The 6,809-nt window shown below is 60.0% G+C and carries 6 protein-coding genes; 4 read left to right on the top strand and 2 right to left on the bottom strand.

Annotated features, from left to right (window positions below):
• Window positions 1-291 precede the first annotated feature (291 nt).
• Together AO388_RS10550 and AO388_RS10545 are read right to left on the bottom strand one after the other, a co-directional pair.
• Complete coding sequence (locus AO388_RS10550) at window positions 292-918, bottom strand: glutathione S-transferase family protein (RefSeq protein ID WP_003339874.1); 627 nt, start codon at window positions 916-918, stop codon at window positions 292-294.
• Window positions 919-1,014: 96 nt separating this feature from the next.
• On the bottom strand, window positions 1,015-1,431 hold the full coding sequence (locus tag AO388_RS10545) for an ester cyclase (RefSeq protein WP_058416415.1): 417 nt from the start codon (window positions 1,429-1,431) through the stop codon (window positions 1,015-1,017).
• Window positions 1,432-1,811: 380 nt separating this feature from the next.
• On the opposite strand from AO388_RS10545, the gene AO388_RS10540 reads away from it, so the two are divergent.
• From AO388_RS10540 to AO388_RS10525, 4 genes are all read left to right on the top strand, one after another.
• Window positions 1,812-3,233: a sugar porter family MFS transporter gene (locus AO388_RS10540; protein ID WP_032609497.1), complete on the top strand. Its 1,422-nt coding sequence runs from the start codon at window positions 1,812-1,814 to the stop codon at window positions 3,231-3,233.
• A 39-nt stretch (window positions 3,234-3,272) separates the two neighbouring features.
• A complete protein-coding gene (locus tag AO388_RS10535; RefSeq protein ID WP_054080705.1) occupies window positions 3,273-3,653 on the top strand; it encodes a glyoxalase superfamily protein in 381 nt (126 codons plus the stop codon).
• Window positions 3,654-3,875: 222 nt separating this feature from the next.
• Window positions 3,876-5,681 carry an allophanate hydrolase gene (gene atzF / locus AO388_RS10530; RefSeq protein ID WP_058416414.1) on the top strand — a complete coding sequence of 602 codons (1,806 nt, stop codon included), beginning with the start codon at window positions 3,876-3,878 and terminating at the stop codon, window positions 5,679-5,681.
• Between the two features lie 15 nt (window positions 5,682-5,696).
• Window positions 5,697-6,806, top strand: coding sequence for a BMP family ABC transporter substrate-binding protein (locus AO388_RS10525; protein ID WP_003433508.1), 1,110 nt, complete (start codon window positions 5,697-5,699; stop codon window positions 6,804-6,806).
• Window positions 6,807-6,809: the final 3 nt, after the last annotated feature.

Below are 6,809 nucleotides of genomic sequence, written 5' to 3'. Positions count from 1 at the left end.
CACGCTGGAGCGTGCGGAACGATCATCGCAACTATCGTACGACGCTCTGCGTCGTATGCCTTTCTGGACGCTCCGCGTCCTCTTGCGACGCAGAGCATCTAGAACTGCATCTACACGCTGAAGCGTGAGGAACGATCATCGCAACTATCGTACGACGCTCTGCGTCGTATGCCTTTCTGGACGCTCCGCGTCCTCTTGCGACGCAGAGCGTCGAGAACTGCATCTACACGCTGAAGCGTGAGGAACGATCAGCCCGAGTATCATGCCGCGCAAGCGCTTCAGGCACGGCGGTTACTTGGCAAAGGAATATTCCCCGCCCTGCTCCAAAGCCTTGCGGTACGCAGGTCTGCCCTGCAGCCTTTCAACCCACGCGGTCACGTTCGGGTACGGCTGCAGCATTCCCTGAGCCTTGGCGAACTCGCCGATGAAGCTCATCTGAATGTCAGCACCACTCAGCTCGTCGCCAAGCAGATACGGCGTCAGCCCCAGAGCCTCGTTCAGATAGCCCAGGTAGTTGGCCAGTTCCGACTGGATACGCGGATGCAGCGGCGCACCTGCGTCACCCAGGCGCCCGACGTACAGGTTGAGCATCAGCGGCAGAATCGCCGAGCCTTCAGCGAAGTGCAGCCATTGCACGTATTCGTCGTAGGTAGCGCTGGCCGGGTCCGGCTGCAGACGACCGTCGCCATGACGGCGAATCAGGTAGTCGACAATGGCACCGGACTCGATGACGACATGCGGGCCATCTTCGATGACAGGTGATTTGCCCAGCGGATGCACGGCCTTGAGCTCGGGTGGCGCAAGGTTGGTTTTCGGGTCGCGCTGATAACGTTTGATCTCGTAGGGCAGGTCGAGCTCTTCGAGCAGCCACAGAATACGCTGCGAACGTGAGTTGTTCAGGTGATGGACAGTGATCATGTGAGGCTCCGCCGGGTGAGAGTGTCTAAAAAAGACTGCGCTACCACCCGGGAGTGCCGTGAAATGATTTTACTTCGATGAACGTAACGAATTCATTCAGGTGCTTCTGTCACTCGAGGCGCCCGCCGCTTCGCCACGAAGCTCGCGCTCCACTGCCGCTTTATCAATGACCGACCAGACGCCGATGATCTTGCCGTCAGCAAAGGTATAGAACACGTTTTCGCTGAAGGTAATGCGTTGGCCAGGCGCCTCCAGCCCGAGAAAACGCCCTTGCGGCGAGCAGTTGAAGAGCAGACGGGCGGCAATCTGTGGCGCTTCGACCACCAGCAGGTCGATATTGAAACGCAGGTCGGGAATGATCCTGACGTCGTTTTCCAGCATCGCCCGGTAACCGGCCAGACTGATCCGCTCGCCGTTGTAGTGCACACCGTCGTCGACGAAATTGCCCAGGTCCTGCCAGCGACGCTCGTTGAGACAGGCGATGTAGGCACGGTACTGCTCGGCCAGGTTCATGTTGCGCCCTCTTTTTCAAAAGATACCGACGCAGCCTCGTTGAAAAGGCCGCACACCTCTGCTGTCTTACTGTAGCGCTTATGAGCGGCGCAGAGAGTGAGTAATGACAGCAGCGCATGTGCCAGATAAAAACTGCTTGGAAATCAATGAACAGCATTTTTTACCAGTCAAAAAAACTGAATTTCATTGACAGCGAAAGGGGGAAACAGGGGCGTTTATGACAAGGAAAAGTTAATCGTTTCAGCAGCCTCAAGCTCAAGGCTTTCGCCAGGAAAACAATCCTGAGCAGGTTTGTAGGGAACTAGCACGGCCGACACCGCCCTAAGCGTGACATCCATGTACTGGCGCAACGCTGGTTTCAAGCCAAGGACTTCAGATTCATGTCTTCAAGTAGCACCTCAGCAGCGGCGGGTCAGCAAGGCCGGCAACGCGCTTCATCGAATCGACTCATCTTTATCTCTGTGCTTGTGGCGACCATGGGCGCACTGGCGTTCGGGTATGACACTGGCATCATCGCCGGTGCCCTGCCGTTCATGACACTGCCCGCCGATCAGGGCGGGCTGGGTCTGGATGCTTACAGCGAAGGGATGGTCACCGCGTCACTGATTGTCGGCGCCGCGTTCGGCTCGCTTGCCAGTGGTTATATCTCCGACCGCTTCGGACGCCGCCTCACCTTACGCCTGCTGTCAGTGCTCTTTATTGCGGGCGCACTGGGCACTGCTATTGCGCCGTCCATTCCGTTCATGATCGCAGCGCGCTTCCTGCTGGGTATCGCAGTGGGCGGCGGCTCTGCAACAGTGCCGGTGTTCATCGCCGAGATCGCAGGTCCGTCACGGCGTGCGCGGCTGGTCAGCCGTAACGAACTGATGATCGTCAGCGGCCAGCTGCTCGCCTATGTGCTGAGTGCGGTCATGGCGGCCTTGCTGCATACGCCGGGGATCTGGCGTTACATGTTGGCCGTCGCCATGGTGCCAGGGGTGTTGCTGCTGGTTGGTACGTTCTTCGTACCTGCGTCGCCGCGCTGGCTGGCCTCCAAAGGCCGTTTCGACGAAGCGCAGGACGTGCTGGAGCAACTGCGCCCCAGCAAACAGGACGCGCAGCGTGAAGTCGACGAGATGAAGGCGCAGGACGAAGAAGCTCGCCATCGCCCGAAAGCAAGAGAATTGCTGCGTCAGCGCTGGGTCATCAAGTTGTTGCTGATCGGTGTAGGGCTGGGCTTCACCGCGCAGTTCACGGGGGTGAACGCGTTTATGTACTACACGCCGATCATTCTCAAGAACACCGGGATGGGCACTAACGCTGCGTTGACCGCGACGATCGGCAACGGTGTGGTATCAGTCATCGCGACCTTGCTGGGCATCTGGGCCATCGGCCGCTACGGGCGCCGGCATTTGCTGATGACCGGTCTGGTCATCGTCATTCTGATGCAGGCAGCGCTCGGTTGCGTGTTGCAGTTCATGCCGCAGAACATGACCCAGAGCTACACCGCCCTCGCCTGCATTCTGGTGTTTCTGCTGTTCATGCAGATGTGCATCTCGCCGGTTTACTGGCTGCTGATGTCAGAACTGTTCCCCATGCAGGTACGCGGCTTGCTGACCGGCACGGCGGTATCGATGCAGTGGCTGTTCAACGCATCGGTAGCGTTCACATTCCCGATTGCGGTCGATACCATCGGCAACCCGACGTTCTTCATCTTCGCCGCCATCAACATTGGCTCGTTGATTTTCGTGTTCCTGTGCCTGCCGGAAACCAAGGGCAAGTCACTGGAGCAAATCGAAAAACATTTGAAGAAAGAGCTGTAATGGGCGCCTGTCCACTGAACCTCAACTAAAGGAATAGCGATGCCCACGACCGAGCCAGCCACCGTGACCTTCACCAGTGCCATCCCGATCCTGCGGATATTCGATGAACGCAAGGCGCGTGAGTTTTACATCGACTTTCTCGGTTTCAGCATTGAATTCGAGCACCGCTTCGAAGCGGATCTGCCGTTGTATCTGGGCATCAGCCGTAATGGGCTGAACCTGCACCTTTCCGAACATCACGGTGATGCCTGTCCAGGTGCGGCGGTGTTCATCCCGACGCAGAACATCGAGCAATTGCGCGATGAACTGATCGGCAAGCAGTATGGCTACGCCCGCCCGGACATCGTTCAGCAAGGCTGGGGAAAGACACTGGAAGTCTGCGACCCGTTCGGTAACCGGCTCAGGTTCTGCGAGAGCTGAGAACCCTGCATTGATGTCAGCCGCGCGGCGCTACATTCGCCCTGCGGCTGACATGACCTATCTTTGTGCACGCAGACACATTCAAGCGCAAACATGACGCATGACTGCAGCGCAACGCCCCGCCAATAGCCAGTAACCCCACCGTAAATCGCCCTCCGGCTGACCTTGGCCTGTAACGTGCAAACGCGTCAGCTCATCTTGTATACATGAATGAACACCACCATGACCGCACTCGATATCCCTGAACTTCAGTCGGCGCTCCGCTCGGGCGAAACCACGCTGACGACACTGGTGCAGAACCTGACCGCGCACATTGATGCGGATGACCGGGCAGAGGTCTGGATTCATCGCGTCCCGCTGGCACAGCTTGTCGAGCGGGCACAGGCGCTGGAGAGTATCGCCGAACAACTGGGCGATGCGCTGTATGACCGGTTGCCGCTGTTCGGCGTGCCCTTTGCGGTCAAGGACAATTTCGACGTAGCGCAGATGCCCACCACGGCTGCCTGCCCGGCGTACGCCTACGTGCCCGAGGACAGTGCTCACGTTGTGCAACTGCTGCTCGACAGCGGCGCGATCCTGATGGGCAAGACCAATCTCGATCAATTCGCCACTGGCCTGGTGGGCGTCCGTTCACCCTACGGCGCAGTGCGCAATGCGCATGATCCGGCCTACGTCAGCGGCGGTTCGAGTTCCGGCTCGGCAGTGGCGGTAGCGCGTGGCTACGTCAGTTTTGCACTGGGCACGGACACCGCAGGTTCAGGCCGCGTGCCAGCCGGCTTCAACGGCATCGTCGGCCTCAAGCCCAGCCTTGGTCTGTTCAGCAGCCGCGGGGTCGTACCTGCCTGCCGCACGCTGGACTGCCCATCCATCTTTGCCAACGATGTGATGCAAGCCTGGCAGGTGGCGCAGGTCATTGCAGCTTACGACCCGCTGGATGCGTCCAGTGCGGCCGTGCAGGCATTGCCGGTACAGCGCAGGGTTCGGCGTGTCGCCGTCGCGCGGCACTGCGAGTTTTTCGGTGACGAGCAGGCAAAGGCGGCTTACCTCAAAACTCTGGAAGGCCTGCAAAACGACCCGCTGGTGACGGTCAGCGCTATCGAGTTCGACGTGTTCGCCGAGGCGGCTGCCCTGCTGTACCAGGGCCCGTGGGTGGCGGAGCGCCGCGCTGCCATCGGCGAATTCTTCGCCAGCAACGCGGCCGACATTCATCCCGTGGTGCGCGGCATTGTGCAGAGCGCGGATTCATTCGACGCCGTGGACACGTTCAACGCCCGCTATCGCCTGGCAGAACTGACCCGCGCTGCGCAGCAGTTGCTGACCGACATCGACGTGCTGGTGGTGCCGACCGCGCCGTGCATGCCGACCATCGAAGCGGTGCTCGGCAATCCGGTCGAGCTCAACTCACAGCTTGGCTATTACACCAACTTCGTCAACCTGATGAACATGTGCGCCATCGCCATCCCGGCAGATCGCCGCGCGGACGGACTGCCTGCGGGCATCACGCTGATTGGCCCGGCCGGTGCCGATCAGCGCCTGGCGGAGATCGCCGCTGCCTGGCAGCCGCTGTTCGGCCAGGCTGACCAGCGTGACGCCGTGGCGATGGCTCCCCTGCCCTATAACAGCCCGACCGTGCAGGTTGCAGTGGTCGGTGCACACCTCGTTGGCCAGCCACTCAACTGGCAATTGCTCGAAGGTGGCGCGCGCCTGCTGCGCACCACAACCACCAGCGCGGATTACCGCCTGTATGCGCTGGCAGCAACGACACCGCCGAAACCGGGACTGGTGCGCGTCGCTGAACAGGGCGCGAGCATCGAGATAGAAGTCTGGGGAATGCCGCTGAGCCAGTTCGGCGCCTTCGTCGCGGCCATTCCCGCACCACTGGGCATCGGCTCGCTGCAATTGGCCGACGGCCAGTGGGTCAAGGGTTTCATCTGTGAGCCTGGCGGCCTTGAAGGCGCGTTGGACATCACCGATTACAAAGGCTGGCGCGCCTACCGCGCCGCGCGCACATCTTCCATCGCTCAATGACCTGAGGTAGCACACATGTCGAATGTTGATCGTCGCAGTTTCATCAAGTTAGCGGGCATTATCGGCCTGAGCGCAGCGCTGCCTTTCGGTCGCGCCTATTCAGCCGATGCGCCGTTGGTAGTGGGTTTTATCTACGTCGGCGCTCGCGACGACTTTGGTTACAACCAGGCCCACGCTCAGGCAGCGGCCATCATCAAGACGCTGCCCAACGTCAAAGTGATCGAGGAAGAAAACGTTCCGGAAACCGTGGCCGTACAGAAGACCATGGAAGCCATGATCCGTCAGGACGGCGCCACATTGATTTTCCCGACCTCGTTCGGCTATTTCGAACCGCACGTGGTCAAGGTCGCCAAAAAGTACCCGGACGTCCGTTTCGCGCACTGCGGCGGTCTCTGGCAGAAAGGTCGCGACCCGATGAACGCGGGTAGCTTTTTCGGGTACATCGACGAAGCGCAATACCTCAACGGCGTGATCGCCGGGCACATGAGCAAGAGCAAAAAGCTCGGTTTCGTCGCCGCCAAACCTGTGCCGCAAGTGCTGCGCAACCTGAACGCGTTCGCCATGGGAGCCCGCTCGGTCGACCCGAGCATCGTCACCACGGTGATCTTCACCGGTGACTGGTCGCTGCCAGTCAAGGAAGCAGAAGCTGCCAACGGCCTGATCGACCAGGGTTGTGACGTGCTGACCTGCCATGTCGACGGGCCCAAGGTGATTGTCGAGACAGCTGAAAAACGCGGTGTGATGACCTGTGGCTACCACGCCAGCCAGGCTGCGCTGGCGCCCAAGGGCTACCTGACCGGTGCCGAATGGAACTGGGAGACGCCTTATCGTGCTCACGTCGCGGCAGCCCAGAGCGGCGCGCCGATGATCAACTTCCTGCGCGGCGGGCTGAAGGAAGGCTTCGTCAAAACGTCCGCCTACGGGCCTGCGGTAACAGCCGACGCCAAACAGAAAGCGGATGCCATCAAGGCGCAGATGATGGCCGGTCAGTTCGTGATTTTCAAAGGCCCGCTCAAGGACAACAAGGGCAACGTGGTGATTGCCGATGGTGTTGCACAAGGCCAGACCGATATTGCGCTGGAGAGCATGAATTACCTGGTCGAAGGCGTGCTTGGCCAGATCTGAGGA

It is taken from the genome of Pseudomonas sp. ICMP 10191 (assembly GCF_001467335.1).
GTDB classification, from domain to species: Bacteria; Pseudomonadota; Gammaproteobacteria; order Pseudomonadales; family Pseudomonadaceae; genus Aquipseudomonas; species Aquipseudomonas cerasi.
The sequence above is the reverse complement of the archived record's forward strand: the minus strand, read 5'-3'. Positions and strand labels throughout refer to the sequence as shown.

What these genes read in the sequence shown, in the direction of transcription:
- AO388_RS10550 (WP_003339874.1), bottom strand. Translation starts at nt 918, where the DNA reads ATGATCACTGTCCATCACCTGAACAACTCACGTTCGCAGCGTATTCTG.
- AO388_RS10545 (WP_058416415.1), bottom strand. Translation starts at nt 1,431, where the DNA reads ATGAACCTGGCCGAGCAGTACCGTGCCTACATCGCCTGTCTCAACGAG.
- AO388_RS10540 (WP_032609497.1), top strand. Translation starts at nt 1,812, where the DNA reads ATGTCTTCAAGTAGCACCTCAGCAGCGGCGGGTCAGCAAGGCCGGCAA.
- AO388_RS10535 (WP_054080705.1), top strand. Translation starts at nt 3,273, where the DNA reads ATGCCCACGACCGAGCCAGCCACCGTGACCTTCACCAGTGCCATCCCG.
- atzF (WP_058416414.1), top strand. Translation starts at nt 3,876, where the DNA reads ATGACCGCACTCGATATCCCTGAACTTCAGTCGGCGCTCCGCTCGGGC.
- AO388_RS10525 (WP_003433508.1), top strand. Translation starts at nt 5,697, where the DNA reads ATGTCGAATGTTGATCGTCGCAGTTTCATCAAGTTAGCGGGCATTATC.